This is a genomic window from Allopontixanthobacter confluentis, from assembly GCF_009827615.1.
Taxonomy (GTDB): Bacteria; Pseudomonadota; Alphaproteobacteria; order Sphingomonadales; family Sphingomonadaceae; genus Allopontixanthobacter; species Allopontixanthobacter confluentis.
In genome coordinates, this window is record NZ_WTYU01000004.1 from 1 (window position 1) to 2,214 (window position 2,214).

Below are 2,214 nucleotides of genomic sequence, written 5' to 3' on the forward strand. Positions count from 1 at the left end.
AGTCCCAAACGGGTAAGCCCTGTCGTGCCTGCTCCAAGGTGATCGGGATTCTCGTTTCAAATAAATGAATTGCCAATTCCGAAACATGTGAGAGTCTGCGTCTAAATCCAAATGAGACAGGAGACGCGATTGCTGGTCGGTTACGGACGCGTTAGTTCTTCGGGACAAAGCCTCGACATCCAGAATGAAGCATTGGCTGGTGCGGGATGCGAGAAGGTCTTCGCGGAGAAGATGAGCGGACGGTCGGCGAAGGATCGGATCGAACTCGCGAACGCGCTGGACTTCGTGCGTGACGGCGACACGCTGGTCGTCACAAGGCTGGACCGTCTGGCGCGCAGTGTCGGCGATCTTCACCAGATCATCGAGAAGCTGGCTGTGAAGAATGTCGGCTTCCGCTGCCTGAACCAGTCTGGCGTCGATACCGATAGCTCGACGGGCAAACTGATGATCGGTATCTTGGGCGCGGTGGCTGCGTTTGAGAACGACATCCGTCTCGAACGCCAGCGGGAAGGCATCGCCAAAGCAAAGGCTGCGGGCAAGTATCGTGGTCGTCCCCCGACCATCGATCCCCAAGCGATCAAAGCCCTGCGTGAAAGGGGTCTGGGAGCCTCCCAGATCGCCCGTGAGATGGGTATCGGTCGGGCGAGCGTCTATCGAGCATTGGCTGCATGAAGGTTGGGCAGATCAAGCTTTGGGATCGCGCCGAACCGATCAAGTTCTCCCTTCTCTGGGCTATCAGCATCTTCGTTCTATTTGAGGCATTCCTTCTGTTCGGGGGGAAATGGGTGTTGGTTGAGCAATATGAATCGCAAGGCGATAATGCATATAGTCCCCGTGACCCCCAATTATGGGGCTTGATCGATACCGTCCCAGCCACTCGTTCGTGGCGTAATCTCGATTGTGTCTACTGGACAGGTAGAAGCAAGCAGTGGGTGGAATATGATGGCGAATATGAGGAAAGTTCCGTTCCACTCGAATGCCCGTTCATAACGGACGCTCGTTGAAAGGTTGACCGTCAACCTTCTGGCTCGACGCTACAGGCAGCGCACGATCCATAGTCGAACAAGCAACCCAATCCGCCATCGCAGCGGAGCCGAACCCTGCCACCGTGAACATCCACCATGGGGCAGAATACGGTCCAGCCATCGAGCAAAATACTGCACGGGAATAATGCGAACTCCGACACGAATCTGTAAAATGAGGGCATGACAAAACGGATTACGCACACCAAACAATATCGCCCCGATGAGATGATCGAGATCGGCGAAGACGACGACGCTTCAACCCCTTTGTGGCAGATCAAGAAACAGATGAGGGCTCGACTGCAAAAGCAAAAACCCGATCTTGCAGCCCACGAGATCGAGATGCGAGTGAACCGAATGGTTGGCAGGGGAATGCGACGAGGGGGATGATCGTGGATGACGATCCAATGCCAGCGCCACTGTCCCGATACCTCTTTCCCGATCCGAATCCGCCATCACCTTCCGCGATTAACGTTTGGAATTACGATCTCGGAATGAGCTTTACGATTTACGCCTGACGCTGAAGATCGGCGTTGGCGGATGACCAGTCGGTAATCTGCCACTATATCGAACTCATCACCTCATGGAGACCAGCGTGCAAGACCGTGATCCCAACATCGTGACCTCCAGTCTGTCCCGCTCGGTCACCAGCAATGACATCACTGTTGATGTGCGGATTTATCGGCTTGAACACGACACCCATTGGTCTCTTGAAGTGGTCAACGAAGAAGGCACCTCAACTGTCTGGGATGCTCCCTTCGATACCGACAGTGAGGCATCAGCGGCTTTTGAACTTGCGATTGAGGAAGAAGGCATCGAAACCTTCCTCGACAAAGATAATGTGATCCCGTTCCCGACACGGCACTGAACGATCCCAAGGCGTCACGAAAAACACCGCAGATAACATCATCGAGATCGACTTCTTGACGTCTGTGCGATCTGTGCGACGATCACCAGATGATCGACAAAGACGCACCCGAGATCGCCCCTGAAGATGACCAAGAGATCGTCCCTGCCAGCATGGCCAACAACGCCGCCAAGGCGCTCCAAGATGCTTTGTTGGACGATGATGCCGAATGGTTGCGGACCGTGCTGACAAGCCTTCAGGAACGCTCGCTTGGCGTGAAAAAAGCGTTGGCAAAGGCTGTGGCTGACGGGCAAACTTGCCGTAACCCAGCAGGGCTCACCACCT

The 2,214-nt window shown here is 54.7% G+C and carries 5 protein-coding genes; all 5 read left to right on the forward strand.

Annotated elements, in window-relative coordinates:
- The first annotated feature begins 129 nt into the window (after nt 1-129).
- Nucleotides 130-672: a recombinase family protein gene (locus GRI44_RS13800; RefSeq protein ID WP_160602441.1), complete on the forward strand. Its 543-nt coding sequence runs from the start codon at nt 130-132 to the stop codon at nt 670-672.
- Entirely contained in the window at nt 669-1,004 is a 336-nt protein-coding gene (locus tag GRI44_RS13805; protein ID WP_160602442.1) for a hypothetical protein, read from the forward strand. Before GRI44_RS13800 ends, GRI44_RS13805 begins: the two co-directional genes overlap by 4 nt.
- Before the next feature lie 201 nt (nt 1,005-1,205).
- Nucleotides 1,206-1,412, forward strand: a complete 207-nt coding sequence (locus tag GRI44_RS13810; RefSeq protein WP_160602443.1) for a hypothetical protein — start codon at nt 1,206-1,208, stop codon at nt 1,410-1,412.
- A gap of 205 nt (nt 1,413-1,617) precedes the next feature.
- Nucleotides 1,618-1,890, forward strand: a complete 273-nt coding sequence (locus tag GRI44_RS13815; RefSeq protein WP_160602444.1) for a hypothetical protein — start codon at nt 1,618-1,620, stop codon at nt 1,888-1,890.
- 89 nt (nt 1,891-1,979) lie between these two features.
- On the forward strand, nt 1,980-2,214 hold a 235-nt coding region (locus GRI44_RS13820), incomplete at its 3' end, for a hypothetical protein (RefSeq protein ID WP_160602445.1).